The organism is Streptomyces sp. CoH27 (assembly GCF_020181035.1).
Classification (GTDB): Bacteria; Actinomycetota; Actinomycetes; order Streptomycetales; family Streptomycetaceae; genus Streptomyces; species Streptomyces camelliae.
Genome location: NZ_JAIQYY010000002.1, coordinates 328493 through 346958 on the forward strand (window position 1 = coordinate 328493; position 18466 = coordinate 346958).

Genomic DNA, 18466 nt, shown 5'->3' on the forward strand with positions numbered 1-18466 from the left:
TTCCCTCCTTGTCACATCGCCTCTCACGGAGCACACGTGTGTACGTCGCATGACCACAACCAGGGCGAGGCCGCGCAGGCCGGTGCCGCACGACGCAGTTTCCTGAGGGCCACCGCCCTGCTGGGCGCCGCCGCCACGGCCGGGGTCGGCCTGCCGGCCGTCGCCGAGGCGGCTCCCGCGAGCGCGAGCGGCCGGCGGCCCGATCCCGAGAGCCGCCGCTTCACACTCGCCGTGATGCCGGACACCCAGTACCTCTTCGACGGGCCCAGCATCGACAAGGCGCCGGTCGAGGCGTCTCTGCGCTATCTGCTGGAGGAGGGCGGTGAATCCGGCGAGAACATCGCCTTCCTCTCCCACCTGGGCGACCTCACCCAGAACGGCGCGCAGGCCGAATTCGCCGCGATCAGCGAGGCGTTCCGGCTGCTGGACCGGCGGGGCGTCGGCTACAGCGTCCTGGCCGGCAACCACGACGTGAAGTCGTCGACGGACGACCAGCGCGGCCCGACGCCGTACCTGGACGCGTTCGGGCCGCAGCGTTTCCAGGGCAAGCCGACGTTCGGCGGGGCCTCTTCGGACGGCTACAACACCTACCACCTCTTCAAGGCGGCCGGCCGCGCGTGGATGGTGCTCGCGCTGGACTGGCGGCTGTCGGCGAAGGGGTACGCGTGGGCGAAGGACGTCCTCGCCGCGCACCCGAAGACTCCGGTCATCCTCACCACGCACGAACTCGTCGTCGGCGACGACCAGTTGTCGACGTACGGGCAGCAGCTGTGGGACCAGCTCATCAAGGACCACGACCAGATCTTCCTGACCCTGAACGGCCACTACTGGCCGGCCGGGCGGGCTGTCCGCAAGAACGCCGCCGGCCACGACGTGCATCTGCACCTGACGAACTATCAGAACCGCTACTTCGGCGGCGCGGCGATGATCCGCCTGTACCGCTTCGACCTGGACCGGAACGTCATCGACGTCGAGACCGTCTCCCCGTGGATCCTCGGCCGGGCCAAGAAGGGCCTGAACGAGCTGGAGCGGCAGGAGATCGAGCTGAGCGGTGATGCGGACCGCTTCTCGGTCGGCATCGACTTCGCGGAGCGTTTCGCAGGCTTCGACCCGATACCGGCCCGCCCGGCGCGGCCCGCGTCGAAGATGCTGATCCGGGGCACGGCCGCCTACTGGCGGTTCGACTCGGCCGTCTCCGGCACGGTCCGCGACCTGTCCGGCAACGGCAACGACCTCACCGTCGTCTCGGTGGGCGGCGGCACCCTCGGCTGGTCGGCGGACCACCACCCGGACCAGCCGGGCCACGGCAGCCTGGAGTTCACCGGGTACAAGTCCCCGCTGAAGGGCGCGTACCTGCAGACCGTCGACCGCGCGCCGCTCAACTCGGCGACGCTCAAGGACGGTTACACCATCGAGGCGTTCTACCGGCTGCCGGCCGACTGGGACCCCGGGCACAACGCGTGGGCCGGCCTCGTCAGCCGCAGGGGCACGGGCGGCGCGGCCGGCAAGACCGCCGACGACCCCGACGAGCCGCTGGCCACCCTCTCGTTGTCCAACGACCGCGAGCCGCAGTGGGCGATGCGCCCGCTCAACCAGGAGGGCATCGCCACCAACTGGGGCCAGGAGACGCCGCTGGAGACCTGGTGGCACCTCGCCGTCGTCAACGACGGCACGCACACGACCCTGTACGTCGAGGGCTGTCCGGTCGTCCGCAACCCGAAGGCTTCCGCCACCGGTATCGCCTCGGTCGGACTGCCGTGGCTGCTCGGCGGCTATACGTACGCCGACAAGATCGACCAGATCCTGCACGGCCGCCTCGGCGACGTCCGGATCGTCTCCCGGGCGCTGCCCGTCTCCTCCTTCATGACCCACTGACGCCCTCGAACAGGACACGTACCCGATCATGACCGAGCAGCAGCTGCCCACCTGGGCCGACCCTTCCGTCTCCCCCGCCGACCTCGACGCCCAGAGCGTGTCCCGACGCGGGCTCCTGCGCCGCGCGGGTCTGTTCGGTGCCGCGTTCGCGCTCGGGTCGGCGGCGACCCCCGCGTTCGCGTCCCCGCAGCGCAACCTGGGCGGGGAGGACCCGCACCTCGCCTACCTGGTCGGCGACCACCACGTCCACTCCGTGTACAGCCACGACGCGAAGTACACGTTCTCCCAGCAGGCCCGGGCCGCCGCGCGGTACGGCCTGGACTGGATGGTGTTCAACGAGCACTCCAACTTCGGGCACGCCTACTACGGCGCGAAGCTGGAGCACGCCGAAATCCTCAAGGCCCGCGCGGAGAACCCGCGTCAGCTGATCTTCCAGGGCCTGGAGTGGTACATCCCGGCCGCCGAGCACGCCACCGTGTTCGCCGCGCCCGGCCCCAACGAGACCGAGCTGCTCACCCGGTTCGAGCTCGCCTACGACGGCAAGCTGCTCGGCTACACCGACGGCTCCGCCACCGGCACGGACACCGCCCGCAACGAGGCCCACGCCGTCAAGGCCGTCCAGTGGCTGGCCGAACAGCGCCGCACCGGCTACGTCGACGACGTCCTCGTGCTCGCCAACCACCCCCTGCGCCTCGGCATCGACTCCCCGCACGAGATGCGCAACTGGCGGGACGCAGGGTGGGGCGGCGGGAACGAGTGGGCCCCCGAGATCGTGATCGGCATGGAGGGCGCGCCCGGCGCCCAGGGCGCGGCCATCCCCGGCTGGCGGGGCCCGGCGTCGATCCGCGGCGAGTACGAGAACAAGCCGTCCGCGCAGTCGTGGTCCGGCTATCCGGCCGACGCCTACCTCACCTACGGTGGTTTCGACTGGGCGACCGCGACCGTCGGCGGCCTGTGGGACTCGATGCTCGCCGAGGGCAGGCTGTTCTCGGTCACGTCCAACTCCGACAACCACCGCACGGTCTTCGACACCTGGAAGAACGGCGACTGGGCGCCCGGCCGGAACTTCGACAACACCGGCAGACTGCCCGACCCGGTGAACACGGACACCCCGCAGCCCGGCAGCGACTTCTGGCCGGGCGAGTTCAGCCGCACCCACGTCGGTGTCACCCGCTACGGCTACCGCGCGGTGATGGCGGGCCTGCGCGCGGGCCGGGTGTGGGTCGACCACGGGCATCTGCTCGACGGGCTCGACGTGCGCGTGCGGCGGGACTGCGACCACGGCCAGGGCGTCACGCTCGGCGGGCGGCTGCGGGTCCGCGCGGGCGAGCGGATCACGCTGTCGGTGACGGTCACGACGGCCTCCCGCGCCAACCCGCACGGCATCCTGCCGCGCCTCGCGCACGTGGACGTCGTCCGGGGCGCCGTGCGCGGCCCGGCCGCCGACCGGGACAGCTGGCGGGCGCCGGACACCACGGTGGTGCACACCGCGGACGTCAGCGGCCGTACCGGCACCTACACCCTGCGCATCCCGCTCACCGCCGGCGACGAGTCGTTCTACGTGCGGCTGCGCGGCAGTGACGGAAACCGGCACGGAGCCGGTTACCTCGGTGCGTCCGTCGACCCGCACGGCCCGGTCCCGCACGAGCCCGGGAACGGCGACCCGTGGGCCGACACCTGGTTCTACTCCAACCCGGTCTTCGTCGACGTGACGGCAGCCCGGTGAGCCCGGTGACACACCGGCCGCAACACCGGTCTGTCACCCGCGCCCGCTGATCCGGCGCCCTCGTCCGCATACTGTCAGCAGTGACGTCCCCGCCGGACCCGGCCGGCGGGGCTGCCCGGCGACAGGGTGAGGTGGGTGTGTGCCGGTGAGCGAACTCTCCGCCGCCGACCGGTTGCTGGCTGTGCTCGCCGCGTTCGACCACGAGCATCCCGCCCTGTCGCTGACCGACATCAGCCGCCGGGCCGGGCTCAGTCTGACCACCGCGCACCGGCTGACGGGCGCGCTGACGGCCTGGGGCGCGCTGGAGCGGGACACCTCCGGGGTCTACCACGTGGGCCTGCGGCTGTGGGAGGTGGCCGCGCTCGCCCCGCGCGGGCTCGGCCTGCGCCAGCTGGCACTGCCGTATCTGGAGGATCTGTACGAGGCGACGCACGAGAACGTGCAGTTGGCCGTGCGGGACGGACGCGAGGTCGTCTACGTCGAGTGGCTGCAGGGACGCTCGGCGGTGGGCGTGCACATCCGGATCGGGGCGCGCTGGCCGCTGCACGCCACCGGGGTCGGGCTCGTCCTCCTCGCGCACGCCGACCCGGCGTTCCAGGAGGAGTACTGCGCCGGGCCGCTCGCCTCCTTCACCCCGTACACGCTCACCGATCCGGCGCTGCTGCGGCGCACGCTCGCCGAAGTCCGCCGCGCGGGTGTGGCGGTGAGCGAGCGTCAGGTGACGGACGACGCGCTGTCCGTCGCGGCGGCGGTGCGCGGCGCGGGCGGGGAGGTGGTCGCCGCGGTGTCGGTGGTGGTGCCCCGGGCGGGCGCCCAGGTGCCGGCGCTGGCCCCGGCGGTCCGGCTGGCCGGCCGGGGCATCTCCCGCGCCCTGGGCTGGCGGCCGGAGCGGCCCGAGCGCTGACCGAGGGGATCTCGGCCGCTTCGGGCGCGGTGGTGCCGGAGGGTCGCCACGACGACACGCCCTCCGGAGTGCCAGGAACGGTCCGGACACGTGGCGTGTCTGTCGCACCGGTCGGGACAGCGGCTGCGGGGGTGGTCCCGGCGCGGTCGGCTCACCGTGCCCGCACAGGCCGTCCCCGCGCCCGGCACCGGCCGACAGGCAGGCAGGCAGGCAGCGCGGTCTGAGCGGGTACGGGTGGCTTCACCCGGTGAACTCCCGTGAGAATCAAGCACTTTCCTTGCTTCAAGGCTTGACGGCTGCGAGGCCGGGGAGCACATTGGCGGCACTCTGAGAGCGCTCTCAGGCCAGCCCCGGGTCGGCATGGGAGCGCTCTCACGCCCGCTCCGACCGTACCCGAGAGGCCCCCCATGCGTTCACCTTCCGGCATACCCAGACCCCGCCCCCTGCGGCGCACGCTCATCGCCGTCGTCGCCACGCTCGGCCTGTCGGCGGCCCTCGCGACGGCCGCCACCGCCCCCGCGGACGCCTCCGCGCCCACGCCCCCGTCCGGCTGGACACAGGTCTTCCTCGACGACTTCAACGGGGCGGCCGGCTCCGGCGTGAACACCACAGACTGGCAGTACGACACCGGGACGTCGTACCCGGGCGGCGCCGCGAACTGGGGCACCGGCGAGGTCGAGTCGATGACGTCGAGCACGAACAACGTCGCGTTGGACGGCAACGGCGATCTGCTCATCACCCCACGCCGTGACGCCTCGGGCAACTGGACCTCCGGCCGCATCGAGACCACCCGCACCGACTTCCAGCCGCCGGCCGGCGGGAAGCTGCGGGTGGAGGCCCGGATCCAGATGCCGAACGTGACCGGGAACGCGGCCGCCGGCTACTGGCCCGCCTTCTGGATGCTGGGCGCGCCGTACCGGGGCAACTACCAGAACTGGCCGAGCGTCGGCGAGCTGGACATCATGGAGAACGTCAACGGCCTGAACAAGACGTGGGCCACGATGCACTGCGGCACCAACCCCAACGGCCCCTGCAACGAGACGACGGGCCTGGGCAATTCCACCGCCTGCCCGAACACCACCTGCCAGTCGGGCTTCCACACCTACACGATGGAGTGGGACCGCTCGGTGAGCCCGGAGGCGATCCGCTTCTACGTCGACGGCGTCAGCTACCAGACGGTCACGGCGAATCAGATGGACGCCACGACGTGGGCCAACGCCACGAACCACGGCTTCTTCGTCATCCTGAACGTGGCGATGGGCGGCGCCTTCCCGGCGGCGTTCGGCGGTGGCCCGACCAGCGCCACCGAGCCGGGCCACCCGATGGTCGTGGACTATGTGCAGGTGCTCCAGTCCGGCGGGAGCGGCGGCACCACTCCCCCGCCGAGCGGCAACCGGGACGCCTACAGCGCGATCCAGGCCGAGTCCTTCGACAGCCAGTCCGGCATCAGCACCGAGACCACGACGGACACCGGCGGCGGGCAGGACATCGGCTGGATCGCCAATGGCGACTGGGCGCTCTACAAGGACGTGAACTTCGGCTCGACGCCGGCCACGCAGTTCTACGGCCGGGTCGCCAGCGGTGCCGCGAGCGGAGTCAGCGGTCTGGTGCAGGTACGCCTGGACAGCCCCACCAGTACCCCGATCGGCAGCTTCGCGGTGGCCAGCACGGGCGGCTGGCAGTCCTGGCAGACGATCCCGGCCAACATCGGCTCCGTGACCGGCACCCACGACGTCTATCTGACCTTCTCCAGTGGCCAGCCGGCCGACTTCGTGAACGTGAACTGGTTCGACTTCGGTCACTGACACCACCCCGGGCACGGCAACGCCGGCGAAAGGGGGCTCCACGCGCGCGTGGAGCCCCCTTTCGCCGTACCCCGGCGCTCTCAGCGCAACTCCGCCCGGAACCCCACCGGCGTCCGCCCGGTGTGCAGCTGGAAGAACTTGGAGAAGTTCGCCGCGTCGGGGAAGCCGACGGCCGCACCGACCCGGCCGATCGGCAGGTCGGTGTGGGCGAGGAGGCGTTTGGCCTCCAGGATCACGCGTTTGTCGATGAAGCCCTTGGGCGTCTCGCCGGTGGCCGCACGGACGGCGCGGACGAGGGTGCGGCGGGAGTAGCCGAGCGCGTCGGCGTAGGCGCTGACGCTGTGGTTGGTGGCGAAGCCCTGCTCGACGGCGTCCCGGAACCGGGTGAACGTGCTGTCCGTCTGTTGCCGGGAGGCCTCCGCGGAACGGGCCGCGAGGTGGGCGAGGCGCAGCAGGAACGCGGTGAGGGTGTGCCGGAGGACGGCGGTGTGCAGGCTGAGCGGGAGCGTGGCGGTGTCCTCGTACTCGCGTCGCAGTTGCTCCAGGGCGGCCTGGAGGGCGGCGAGCTGCGCCGGGTCGGGGTGCAGCAGGGGCGGGAGGTCGTAGCGGTACAGGCCGGTGGCCTCGACGGTGGCGCGGGGCAGGAAGCCGGGCTGCATGGTGAGGACGGTTCCGCGGTACGCGCACTCGCGGGAGAAGCGGTGGACCTGTCCGGGGCGGATCCACAGCAGGTCCCCGGGGCCGGCCTCGTACTCGGTGAAGTCGATCATGTGCCGTACGGGGCCCTCGGTGAAGAGCATCACGACGTGGAAGTCGATGCGGTGGACGCGCTCCAGGGGGGCGTCGGCGTGCCAGGTGCGGTCGGTGCCCATCGGGCCGACCTGCATGCCGACACGGCCGACGGCCAGCTCGGTCGGGAAGGGGAAGGTCGTGATGCCGTCGCCGTCCGTAGCCCCGCCGTCAGCTTGTGGCGTTCTGTCAGCCATGTCCTGTTCGCGCCGTCCGTGTTCCGTGATCGCTGTCCCAGATTCACCACAGAGTGACACACCCCGACCTTCCCTCGAAAAAGTCAGACTTTTAAGTTTGAACGCGTCCGGCCAGCCATTCCGCACTGAACGAGGACTTCTTGAAGATGACCACGCAGACTTCCGACAGCTTCGAGTGGACCGACCTCGACCGGCGCGCCGTGGACACCGCCCGTCTGCTGGCGGCCGACGCGGTGCAGAAGGTCGGCAACGGCCACCCCGGCACGGCGATGAGCCTGGCACCTGCCGCGTACACGATCTTTCAGAAGGTGATGCGTCACGACCCGGCGGACCCGGAGTGGGCCGGCCGTGACCGCTTCGTCCTCTCCCCCGGCCACACCTCGCTGACCCTGTACACGCAGCTGTTCCTCGCCGGGTACGAGCTGGAGCTGGACGACCTCAAGGCCTTCCGCACGCAGGGCTCCAAGACGCCCGGCCACCCGGAGTACGGCCACACCGCCGGCGTCGAGACCACCACCGGCCCGCTCGGCCAGGGTGTCGCCAACGCGGTCGGCATGGCGATGGCGGCCCGCTACGAGCGCGGCCTGTTCGACCCGGAGGCCCCCGAGGGCACCTCCCCCTTCGACCACACCATCTGGGCGATCGTCTCCGACGGCGACCTGGAGGAGGGCGTCTCCGCCGAGGCGTCCTCAATGGCCGGCCACCAGAAACTCGGCAACCTGGTCTTCCTCTACGACGACAACCACATCTCCATCGAGGGCGACACCGCGACCGCGTTCTCCGAGGACGTGCTGAAGCGGTACGAGGCCTACGGCTGGCACACCCAGCGGATCGAGCCGACCGCCGAGGGCGACGTCGACACCGAGGCCCTGTACCGGGCGCTGAAGGCCGCGCAGGCCGAGACCAAGCGGCCCTCGATCATCGCGATGCGCACGATCATCGCCTGGCCCGCCCCGAACGCCCGGAACACCGAGGCCTCCCACGGCTCCGCGCTCGGCGACGACGAGATCGCCGCCACCAAGCGCCTCCTCGGCTTCGACCCCGAACAGACCTTCGAGGTGACGGACGAGGTCCTGAAGCACACCCGCCGGGCCCTGGACCGGGGCGCCGAGGCGCACGCGGCCTGGGACAAGCGGATCGCCGAGTGGCGCACCGCCGATGCCGAGCGGGCCGCCCTGTTCGACCGGATCGGCAAGGGCGAGCTGCCCGAGGGCTGGGAGCAGAAGATCCCGGTCTTCGAGGAGGGCAAGTCCGTCGCCACCCGTGCCGCCTCCGGCACGGTACTGCAGGCGCTCGGCCCGGTGATCCCCGAGCTGTGGGGCGGCTCCGCCGACCTCGCCGGCTCCAACAACACCACCATCGACAAGACCAGCTCCTTCCTGCCGAAGGGCAACCCGCTGCCCGAGGCCGACCCGTACGGCCGTACCGTCCACTTCGGCATCCGCGAGTTCTCCATGGCCGCGGAGATGAACGGCATCGCCCTGCACGGCAACACCCGCATCTACGGCGGCACCTTCCTGGTGTTCTCCGACTACATGCGCAACGCCGTCCGTATGTCGGCGCTGATGCAGCTGCCGGTGACGTACGTGTGGACGCACGACTCCATCGGTCTCGGCGAGGACGGCCCGACCCACCAGCCGGTCGAGCACCTGGCCTCGCTGCGCGCGATCCCGGGTCTGAACGTCGTCCGCCCGGCGGACGCCAACGAGACCGCGATCGCCTGGGCCGAGATCCTGAAGAGGCACGCCACCGACCCCGCCCCGCACGGGCTCGCGCTCACCCGCCAGGGCGTGCCGGTGTACGCGCCGAACGAGGACGCGGCCAAGGGCGGCTATGTGCTGCGCGAGTCCTCGACCGAGGTCCCGGAGGTGATCGTCATCGCGACGGGTTCCGAGGTGCAGCTGGCCGTGGCCGCGCGGGAGGCGCTGGAGGCCGAGGGCATCGGCACGCGCGTGGTGTCGATGCCGTCGGTGGAGTGGTTCGAGGAGCAGGACCAGGCGTACAAGGACGCGGTGCTGCCGCCGGCCGTGAAGGCCCGGGTCGCCGTGGAGGCGGGCATCGGGCTGACCTGGTACCGGTACGTCGGCGACGCCGGCCGGATCGTCTCCCTGGAGCACTTCGGCGCCTCCGCCGACGCGAAGACCCTGTTCGCCGAGTTCGGCTTCACCCCCGAGAACGTCGCCGCCAAGGCCCGCGAGTCGCTCGCCGATTCGCGCGCCTGACCCGACCGCGACAAGAATCCGCTCCCTACGCCGCGACACGACAACGCGGCGAGAAGACAAGAAAGATGACTGACGTGACCGAAGCAATCGCCACCGCCGGAGCCCTCAAGCGCCTCGCCGACGAGGGGGTCTCCATCTGGCTGGACGACCTGTCGCGCAAGCGGATCGCCTCGGGCAATCTGGCGGACCTGATCGAGAACAAGAACGTCGTCGGCGTCACCACCAACCCGTCGATCTTCCAGGCCGCCATCGGCTCCGGCGAGGGCTACGAGGAGCAGCTCACCGACCTCGCCGTCCGCGGGGTGACGGTGGACGAGGCGGTGCGGATGATGACGACCGCCGATGTGCGGGCCGCAGCCGATATTCTGCATTCTGTATACACCGACTCCGAGGGGCGCGACGGCCGCGTCTCCATCGAGGTCGACCCGCGCCTGGCCCACGACACCACGGCGACGATCGCCGAGGCCAAGCAGCTCGCCTGGCTGGTGGACCGCCCCAACGTGATGATCAAGATCCCGGCGACGAAGGCGGGCCTGCCGGCGATCACCGAGGTCATCGGCCTCGGCATCAGCGTCAACGTGACCCTGATCTTCTCCCTGGAGCGCTACCGCGAGGTCATGGCCGCCTACCTGGCCGGCCTGGAGAAGGCCAAGGAGCGCGGCATCGACCTCGCCACGATCCACTCGGTGGCGTCCTTCTTCGTCTCCCGCGTGGACTCCGAGATCGACAAGCGGCTGACCGCCCTCGGCACCGACGAGGCCCTCGCCCTCAAGGGCCGCGCGGCCCTCGCCAACGCCCGCCTCGCCTACGAGGCGTACGAGGAAGTCTTCGGCTCCGAGCGCTGGCTGGCGCTCGCCGGGGACAAGGCGAACAAGCAGCGTCCGCTGTGGGCGTCGACCGGCGTGAAGGACCCGGCGTACAAGGACACCCTGTACGTGGACGAGCTGGTCGCGCCGGGCACCGTCAACACCATGCCGGAGGCCACGCTGAACGCGGTCGCCGACCACGGCGAGATCACCGGCGACACGGTGACCGGCGGCTACGGCGCGGCCCGCACGGACCTGGCCGCCGTCGAGGGGCTCGGCATCTCCTACGACGAGATCGTCCAGCAGCTGGAGGACGAGGGCGTCGCCAAGTTCGAGGCGGCCTGGCAGGACCTGCTGGACGCCGTCGCCACGTCCCTGACGAGCAAGGGAGCTGACGCCCGATGACCGAGAACGCACCCGCCGCCCCGGCACCCGACGCTGCGGCGCCGGACGCCCCGGCACCGGACCGGACACCGGCGGAGGTCACCGCGCCGGTGGGCCCGGCCGCCGACGGGGAGAACCCGCTGGGCTGGGAGAACCCGCTCCGGGACGCCCGCGACCGCCGCCTGCCGCGCATCGCCGGCCCGTCCGGTCTGGTCATCTTCGGTGTCACCGGTGACCTGTCCCGCAAGAAACTGATGCCGGCCGTCTACGACCTCGCCAACCGGGGTCTGCTGCCGCCGGGCTTCTCCCTCGTCGGGTTCGCCCGCCGGGAGTGGGAGGACCAGGACTTCGCGCAGGTCGTCCACGACTCCGTGCGCGAGCACGCCCGCACCCCGTTCCGCGAGGAGGTGTGGCAGCAGCTCGCCGAGGGCATGCGGTTCATCCCCGGCGACTTCGACGACGACACCGCGTTCAAACAGCTCAAGGACGCCGTGGAGGAGCTGGACGCCTCCCGCGGCACCGGCGGCAACTTCGCCTTCTACCTCTCGGTGCCGCCGAAGTTCTTCCCCAAGGTCGTGCAGCAGCTGAAGAAGCACGGCCTGGCCTCCCCGCCCCGGGGTTCCTGGCGGCGCGCGGTCATCGAGAAGCCGTTCGGCCACGATCTGGGCAGCGCCCGCGAGCTGAACGCGATCGTGCACGACGTGTTCGAGCCGGACCAGGTGTTCCGCATCGACCACTACCTGGGCAAGGAGACCGTCCAGAACATCCTGGCGCTGCGCTTCGCCAACCAGATGTACGAGCCGATCTGGAACCGGTCGTATGTCGACCACGTGCAGATCACCATGGCCGAGGACATCGGCATCGGCGGCCGCGCCGGCTACTACGACGGCATCGGCGCCGCCCGTGACGTCATCCAGAACCACCTCCTTCAGCTGATGGCCCTCACCGCCATGGAGGAGCCGATCGCGTTCGACGCGGAGGCGCTGCTCACCGAGAAGCTGAAGGTGCTGAAATCGGTGCGCCTCCCGGCGGAGCTCGGCAAGCACACCGTGCGCGGGCAGTACGCCGAGGGCTGGCAGGGCGGCGAGAAGGTCGTCGGCTATCTCCAGGAGGAGGGCATCGACCCCGCGTCGAAGACCGACACCTTCGCCGCGATCAAGCTGGGCATCGACAACCGCCGCTGGGCGGGCGTCCCCTTCTACCTGCGCACCGGCAAGCGGCTCGGCCGCCGGGTCACCGAGATCGCGGTGGTCTTCAAGCGGGCCCCGCACTCCCCCTTCGACTCCACGGCCACCGAGGAGCTGGGCCAGAACGCGATCGTCATCCGCGTCCAGCCCGACGAGGGCATGACCGTCCGCTTCGGCTCCAAGGTGCCGGGCACCTCGATGGAGATCCGGGACGTGTCGATGGACTTCGCCTACGGCGAGTCGTTCACCGAGTCGAGCCCGGAGGCGTACGAGCGGCTCATCCTGGACGTGCTCCTCGGCGACGCGAATTTGTTCCCCCGTCACCAGGAAGTGGAAGAGTCCTGGAAGATCCTCGACCCGATCGAGGAGTACTGGGCGGCGCACGGCAGGCCGGCGCAGTACGCGTCGGGCAGCTGGGGACCCGAGGAAGCGGACGAGATGCTCGCACGAGACGGACGGAGCTGGCGCAGGCCATGAAGATCGACCTGACCGACACCACGGCAAGCAAGATCAACAAGGCGTTGGTGCAGGGCCGCCGCGCCATCGGTACCCCGGCCGTGGGCATGGTCCTGACGATGGTCATCGTCACGGACGAGGAGAACGCCTACGACTCGATCAAGGCCGCCGAGGACGCCTCGCACGAGCACCCCATGCGGACCCTGGTCGTCATCAAGCGGCATGTGCGCACCCTGCGCGACCGCACCCACTCCCGGCTCGATGCCGAGGTGCGGGTCGGCTCCGAGGCCGGCACCGGCGAGACGGTCGTGCTGCGCACCTACGGCGAGGTGTCCGACCACGCCGACTCGGTCGTCCTGCCGCTGCTGCTGCCGGACGCCCCGGTGGTCGTGTGGTGGCCGGTGGAGGCCCCCGAGACCCCGTCGAAGGACCCGCTGGGCGCGCTCGCCCAGCGCCGGATCACCGACCTGTACGCGGCTCTGCGGCCGATGGAGGTCCTGGAGACCCGCGCCCGCAACTACGCGCCGGGCGACACCGACCTCGCCTGGACCCGGCTCACGCTGTGGCGGTCGATGCTGGCCGCCGCCCTGGACCAGGCCCGCGCGCGGATCACGTCGGCGGCCGTCGAGGCCGAGGCCGACAACCCCAGCGCCGAGCTGCTCTCGCGCTGGCTGGAGGCCCGGCTCGGCGTGCGCGTGGACCGTGTGGTCACCGCCGGACCGGTCGTCACGGCCGTACGCCTGGGCACCGGGAACGGCGAGATCGTCATCGACCGGCCCGAGGGGCCGCTCGCGACCCTGACCCTGCCGGGCCAGCCGCCGCGCACCCTCGCCCTGAAGGTCCGCCCCACCTCCGAACTCATCGCCGAGGAGCTGCGCCGCCTCGACGCCGACGAGATGTACGCCATCGCCCTGAAGGGCGAGGCCGGCAAGGAGAACGCCTGACATGGCAGCGTCCCAGCTTTCCGGGTTTCCCCAGCTCACCCACCGGCCCGAGTGGACGGCGCTGGCCGACCACCGCGCCGAGGGCCGGCCGCACCTGCGCGAGCTGTTCGCGCAGGACCCCGGCCGGGCGGAGCGGTACGTCGTGCGGGTCGGGGACCTGTACATCGACTACAGCAAGCACCTGATCACCGACGAGACCCTGGCCCTGCTCCAGGAACTCGCCACCGCCACCGGCGTGTTCGGCCTGCGGGACGCCATGTTCCGCGGTGAGAAGATCAACGTCACCGAGGACCGGGCCGTGCTGCACACCTCGCTGCGCGCCCCACGGGACGCCGTGGTCGAGGTCGACGGCGAGAACGTGGTGCCGAAGGTGCACGCCGTCCTCGACAAGATGGCCGACTTCGCCGACCGGGTCCGCTCCGGCGAGTGGACCGGCCACACCGGCAAGCGGATCCGCAACGTCGTCAACATCGGCATCGGCGGCTCCGACCTCGGCCCCGCGATGGCGTACGAGGCGCTGCGCCCGTACACCGCACGGGAGTTGACGTTCCGCTTCGTGTCGAACGTGGACGGCGCCGACCTGCACGAGGCGACCCGTGACCTGGACCCGGCGGAGACCCTGTTCATCGTCGCGTCCAAGACGTTCACCACGATCGAGACGATCACCAACGCCACGTCGGCGCGTTCCTGGCTGCTGAAGGCCTTCGAGGGCGACGACAAGGCCGTGGCCAAGCACTTCGTGGCGCTGTCCACGAACGCCGGGAAGGTCACCGAGTTCGGCATCGACCCGGACAACATGTTCGAGTTCTGGGACTGGGTCGGCGGCCGTTACTCGTACGACTCGGCGATCGGCCTGTCCCTGATGATCGCGATCGGCCCGGACCGGTTCCGCGAGATGCTCGACGGCTTCCACCTGGTCGACGAGCACTTCCGCACCGCGCCCGCCGAGGCCAACGCGCCTTTGCTGCTGGGCCTGCTGGGCATCTGGTACGGCGACTTCCACGACGCCCAGTCGCACGCGGTACTGCCGTACAGCCACTACCTGTCGAAGTTCACCGCCTATCTCCAGCAGCTGGACATGGAGTCCAACGGCAAGTCGGTGCAGCGCGACGGCAAGCCGGTGCAATGGCAGACCGGCCCGGTGGTGTGGGGCACCCCGGGCACCAACGGGCAGCACGCCTACTACCAGTTGATCCACCAGGGCACCAAGCTGATCCCGGCGGACTTCATCGGATTCGCCCGCCCGGCCGGTGAGCTGAGCGAGGAACTCAAGGCGCAGCACGACCTGTTGATGGCGAACTTCTTCGCCCAGACCCAGGCCCTCGCCTTCGGCAAGACCGCCGAGGAGGTCCGCGCGGAGGGCGTCGCCGAGGAGCAGGTGGCGCACCGCACCTTCCACGGCGACCACCCCACCACCACGATCCTCGCGCCCGAGCCGACCCCGTCCGTGCTCGGCCAGCTGATCGCCCTCTACGAGCACAAGGTGTTCGTCCAGGGCGCGGTCTGGAACATCGACTCCTTCGACCAGTGGGGCGTCGAGCTGGGCAAGGTCCTCGCCAAGCGGGTCGAGCCCGCCCTGACCGAGACGTTTGCATCAGCCGCTGCCGCGGCGGGCTCCGTCCCCGGTCTCGACCCCTCCACCCAGGCCCTCGTCGCCGCCTACCGCACTCTCAAGAACGCATCGGAAGTGAAGTGATCATGCAGCTCGGTCTCATCGGTCTCGGCAAGATGGGCGGCAACATGCGCGAGCGGATCCGCCGCGCCGGCCACACCGTCATCGGCTACGACCGCAACCCCGACGTCTCCGACGTCAAGTCCCTCGCAGAACTCGTCGAGAAGCTGGACGCGCCCCGCCAGGTGTGGGTGATGGTCCCGGCCGGCACCGCCACCCAGACCGTCGTGGACGAGCTCGGCGACCTGCTGGAGCCCGGCGACACGGTGATCGACGGCGGCAACTCGCGCTGGACGGACGACGAGAAGCACGCGGCCGCGCTCGCCATCAAGGGCATCGGCTTCGTCGACGCCGGTGTCTCCGGCGGTGTGTGGGGCCTGCAGAACGGCTACGCGCTCATGGTCGGCGGCGACAAGGAGAACGTGGACCGGCTCCAGCCGATCTTCGAGGCCCTCAAGCCGGAGGGCCCGTACGGCTACGTCCACGCGGGCCGGGTCGGCGCCGGGCACTTCTCCAAGATGGTCCACAACGGCATCGAGTACGCCATGATGCAGGCCTACGCCGAGGGCTGGGAGCTCCTGGAGAAGGTCCACTCCGTGGAGAACGTCCGCGAGGTGTTCCGCTCCTGGCAGGAGGGCACGGTCATCCGGTCCTGGCTGCTGGACCTCGCGGTCAACGCCCTGGACGAGGATGAGCACCTGGAGCAGCTGCGCGGCTACGCCGAGGACTCCGGCGAGGGCCGCTGGACGGTCGAGGCGGCCATCGACAACGCCGTACCGCTGCCCGCGATCACGGCGTCCCTGTTCGCCCGGTTCGCCTCGCGTCAGGACGACTCCCCGCAGATGAAGATGATCGCCGCGCTGCGCAACCAGTTCGGCGGCCACGCGGTCGAGAAGAAGGACTGAACCACCGTGGGCGACCTCCTGCTGGTCCGCCACGGTGAGACGGAGTGGAGCCTGTCGGGCCAGCACACCAGCTGGACCGACCTGCCCCTGACCGAGCACGGCGAGGAACAGGCAAAGTCCCTCGCCCCGCTCCTCACCGAGCGGACGTACGCCCTCGCGCTGGCCAGCCCGCTGGGCCGCGCGATACGCACCGCCGAACTGGCAGGCCTGACCGGGGTCGTGCCCGAGCCCGATCTGCACGAGTGGGACTACGGCGGCTACGAGGGCGTCACCACGGTCGACATCCATCGCTCGCGCCCCTCCTGGGACCTGTGGACCGACGGTGTGCCGCCCGGCCCCGAGGGCCACCCCGGTGAGTCACCGGAGCAGGTCGGCGCCCGTGCCGACCGGGTGCTGGCCCGCGTCGACGCCGCGCTCGCCGAGGACGCCGGGGACGTGGTCCTCGTCGCCCACGCCCACTTCCTGCGGGTGCTCACCGCGCGCCGCCTCGGCCTGGCGCCCGCCGAGGGCCGGCTGTTCCAGCTGGCCACCGGCACGGTCAGCCGGCTGTCCACCGAGCACGGCCGGCCCGTGATCACCGAGTGGAACAGACGGCCGTAACGGACCGACGGCCTTGCAGTGCGGCCCGGTTCACCTCTGGTGGGCCGGGCCGCAGTCGTACAGCAGCTTGCTGCGGTCGTGGCGGTCGTAGGCGGAGCGCGGGACGAGCATGCAGTGGGCGGCGGTCCAGCGCAGCAGCGTGCCGACGGGGCGGCGGTCGTCGCGGGCGCCGTGCCTCAGGTCGGCACGCGGGACGAGGACGTAGCGGAGCCGGCCGGTGTCCACCAGCGTGCGGAAGGCCGCCGGCTGCGGGAAGGGGACCTGGCCGGTGTAGCCGCCCATGGGCAGCAGGGGCGCGTCGGCGGCGATGACGTACGGGGCCGTGCTCTCCCAGCCGGACACGGCAGCCAGATAGCGGGCGCCGCCCCGGTGCGCGGTGAGGTAGGCCAGCAGCCGCCGCTGCTCGGGGGCGAGCGTGAACCGGGGGCTGCCGCCGCGGACGCTGGTGGGGCCGACCCGGCCGAGGCTGCCGGGCTGGTTGTAGCGCAGCGAGAGCGCGGACGCCGACCAGACGGCCGGGATCAGGAGCACGGCGGCGAGGCCCGTGGCGAGTGCGGCGGGCCGGCGCAGGGCGGCGAGAGCCACGGCGACCAGGGCGAGGGCCGCCGCGCAGGGCGCCGCCCAGGTCTCGAAGTGCCGGTACCGCAGCGCCAGGGACACGCACCAGACGACGTTCACCGCCAGCACGGCCGGCAGCAGTACCCGGGAGCGCCGGGCCTGGACGAATCCGGCGGCGGCGAGCGCGGCCACGGCCACCGCGACGACGCCCATGTAGTAGGTGTGTCCGGTGACGCTGCCGAAGCTGAAGACGGCGAAGAAGGTCAGGAACCACGAGCCCCACAGCACCAGCCCGGTGAGCTGCCGGTCGGTGCGCGCCGGGCGGCGCCGCCGCAGCGCGACGATCCCGCCGGCCAGGCCGAGTGCGGCCAGCGGGTACAGCCAGCCGGTCTGGCTGGCCAGGCCCGGGGCGATCATCTTCCACACGCTGTCGCCCATGCCGGGGCCCGCCTCGTGCCCGGCGCGGGCCATCCGGCTCACCGCGATGCTGCCGGTGCCGGCCGCGATGTCGCCGACGACGTGGAAACGGGTCAGGAAGTTGTAGCCGACGACCAGCGCGAACGGGGAGTCGTTCGTGGTGCCGTCGAGGTACGGCCGGGATCCGGCCGGGGTGAGGGCGGCCACCAGCATCCAGGACACGGACACCGCCACGGTCACGGCGCCGGCCAGGGCCACGTGCGCGATCCGGCGGCGCGCCGCGGCGGGGGCGGCGACGAGGTAGGTGGCGGCGAGCGCGGGCAGCACGGCCCACGCCTCCAGCATCTTGCACTGGAAGGCGAGCCCCACCCATGTCCCGGCGAGCAGCAGGGTGCGCGGGCGGCCCCGCTCGGCGGCCCGCCAGGTGGCCTCGGCGGCCAGCAGCAGGATCAGCACGAACGGCGCGTCCTCGGTGACCGACCGGCCGAGGCCGACGGTCACCGGCGTCAGGGTGAGGAACGCGGCGGCCAGCAGTCCGGCGCCCACCCCGGCCCAGCGGCGCACCAGCACATGGAGCAGGAGGACACAGCCCACCATCTCCAGGGCCTGCGGCAGTACCAGCGCCCACGGGTGGAAGCCGAACACGAGCGCGGACAGGGCCTGCGGCCACAGGAAGCCGGGCAGCTTGTCCAGGGTGATGGAGCCGGCCGGGTCGAAGGCGCCGTAGAAGAAGTCCGCCGGGCTGTCGGTCATGCTGCGCACCGCGCTCGCGTAGAACGCGTGGTAGGTGCTGTGCTGCAGCCCCCACAGGCACAGCACGGCCGCGAGCAGGCAGATGCCCGCGAGCGCCTGCCGCTCGTACCGGTCGGTCCACGGGCGGGGCACGGCCGCGGGCGGTGGGCCGTCGTTCCGGACGACCGGCTCGGTGGAGGGCTTGAGCATGAACGGCCTTTCGGGCTCCCGGAACGGACGTGTCCGGGCGCAGCGCGCATACCGGATCCCACCGAATATCAGCCGCC

Annotated in this window: 13 protein-coding genes; 11 read left to right on the top strand and 2 right to left on the bottom strand. The window is 71.4% G+C overall.

All coding sequences use genetic code 11. From position 1 onward, the window contains the following. Nucleotides 1-36 precede the first annotated feature (36 nt). The 4 genes from LE548_RS04320 (at nt 37) to LE548_RS04335 (ending at nt 6310) form a co-directional block, all read left to right on the top strand. Nucleotides 37-1875, top strand: coding sequence for a LamG-like jellyroll fold domain-containing protein (locus LE548_RS04320; RefSeq protein ID WP_225095259.1), 1839 nt, complete (start codon nt 37-39; stop codon nt 1873-1875). Between the two features lie 28 nt (nt 1876-1903). Next, nucleotides 1904-3601, top strand: a complete 1698-nt coding sequence (locus LE548_RS04325; RefSeq protein ID WP_225095260.1) for a histidinol-phosphatase — start codon at nt 1904-1906, stop codon at nt 3599-3601. Nucleotides 3602-3746: 145 nt separating this feature from the next. Next, on the top strand, nt 3747-4505 hold the full coding sequence (locus LE548_RS04330; protein ID WP_225095261.1) for an IclR family transcriptional regulator: 759 nt from the start codon (nt 3747-3749) through the stop codon (nt 4503-4505). A 407-nt stretch (nt 4506-4912) separates the two neighbouring features. Beyond that, nucleotides 4913-6310 carry a glycoside hydrolase family 16 protein gene (locus tag LE548_RS04335; RefSeq protein ID WP_225095262.1) on the top strand — a complete coding sequence of 466 codons (1398 nt, stop codon included), beginning with the start codon at nt 4913-4915 and terminating at the stop codon, nt 6308-6310. An 80-nt stretch (nt 6311-6390) separates the two neighbouring features. Here the strand turns inward: LE548_RS04335 and LE548_RS04340 are convergent, their stop codons facing one another. After that, nucleotides 6391-7296 (bottom strand): AraC family transcriptional regulator, encoded by a 906-nt coding sequence (locus LE548_RS04340; RefSeq protein ID WP_225095263.1) that lies wholly within the window; start codon nt 7294-7296, stop codon nt 6391-6393. A 146-nt stretch (nt 7297-7442) separates the two neighbouring features. On the opposite strand from LE548_RS04340, the gene tkt reads away from it, so the two are divergent. The 7 genes from tkt to LE548_RS04375 all read left to right on the top strand — a co-directional run bounded on the left by tkt (nt 7443) and on the right by LE548_RS04375 (nt 16472). Beyond that, nucleotides 7443-9518, top strand: a complete 2076-nt coding sequence (gene tkt, locus LE548_RS04345) for a transketolase (RefSeq protein WP_225095264.1) — start codon at nt 7443-7445, stop codon at nt 9516-9518. A gap of 65 nt (nt 9519-9583) precedes the next feature. Beyond that, entirely contained in the window at nt 9584-10729 is a 1146-nt protein-coding gene (tal, locus tag LE548_RS04350) for a transaldolase (protein WP_225095265.1), read from the top strand. After that, on the top strand, nt 10726-12372 hold the full coding sequence (gene zwf, locus LE548_RS04355; protein WP_225095266.1) for a glucose-6-phosphate dehydrogenase: 1647 nt from the start codon (nt 10726-10728) through the stop codon (nt 12370-12372). Before tal ends, zwf begins: the two co-directional genes overlap by 4 nt. Continuing rightward, nucleotides 12369-13295 (top strand): glucose-6-phosphate dehydrogenase assembly protein OpcA, encoded by a 927-nt coding sequence (gene opcA / locus LE548_RS04360; RefSeq protein WP_225095267.1) that lies wholly within the window; start codon nt 12369-12371, stop codon nt 13293-13295. The genes zwf and opcA overlap by 4 nt, the downstream gene beginning before the upstream one ends. A gap of 1 nt (nt 13296) precedes the next feature. Next, nucleotides 13297-14991 (top strand): glucose-6-phosphate isomerase, encoded by a 1695-nt coding sequence (gene pgi, locus LE548_RS04365; protein ID WP_225095268.1) that lies wholly within the window; start codon nt 13297-13299, stop codon nt 14989-14991. A gap of 2 nt (nt 14992-14993) precedes the next feature. Beyond that, nucleotides 14994-15872, top strand: coding sequence for a phosphogluconate dehydrogenase (NAD(+)-dependent, decarboxylating) (gene gnd / locus LE548_RS04370; protein WP_225095269.1), 879 nt, complete (start codon nt 14994-14996; stop codon nt 15870-15872). A 6-nt stretch (nt 15873-15878) separates the two neighbouring features. Further along, nucleotides 15879-16472: a histidine phosphatase family protein gene (locus LE548_RS04375; protein ID WP_225095270.1), complete on the top strand. Its 594-nt coding sequence runs from the start codon at nt 15879-15881 to the stop codon at nt 16470-16472. 30 nt (nt 16473-16502) lie between these two features. Here the strand turns inward: LE548_RS04375 and LE548_RS04380 are convergent, their stop codons facing one another. Continuing rightward, the gene (locus LE548_RS04380) at nt 16503-18389 is read right to left on the bottom strand and encodes a glycosyltransferase family 39 protein (protein ID WP_225095271.1); all 1887 of its coding nucleotides are present in this window, start codon (nt 18387-18389) and stop codon (nt 16503-16505) included. Nucleotides 18390-18466 lie beyond the last annotated feature (77 nt).